Origin of the sequence: Streptomyces sp. URMC 124, assembly GCF_051386455.1 — a bacterium.
In the GTDB taxonomy this organism is placed as follows: Bacteria; Actinomycetota; Actinomycetes; order Streptomycetales; family Streptomycetaceae; genus Streptomyces.
This window is the reverse complement of the sequence record NZ_JBPQTS010000442.1, coordinates 1-277: the sequence shown is the minus strand read 5'-3', so window position 1 is coordinate 277 and position 277 is coordinate 1. Positions and strand designations below refer to the sequence as shown.

Genomic DNA, 277 nt, shown 5'->3' with positions numbered 1-277 from the left:
ACTGGATGTCGTTGAAATCCAGCTCGTCGAGATCGCCGCCCCAACGAGGCATCGGCATTTTCTCGAACTGCTCCAGTGCCTTCAGGCGGAATTCCAGCATCCATTCCGGCTCATTCTTAATTTTGGAAATTTCCGTAACGACCTCGCGAGTCAATCCTTTACCGGTTTGAAAAACGGCTTTGTGCTCGTCACGGAAACCATATTTGTACTCTTCTAATTCGGGTGCCTTTTTAGCCATTTGACTTACCTCCCTATCGATCTATTGTCATTCGCTTAC

1 pseudogene is annotated in these 277 nt (G+C 47.7%); it reads right to left on the bottom strand.

The features are described 5' to 3' along the window. A pseudogene (locus ACSNOG_RS33270) lies at positions 1-238 on the bottom strand (Fe-S cluster assembly protein SufB); the annotation flags it as partial. Between the last annotated feature and the right edge of the window lie 39 nt (positions 239-277).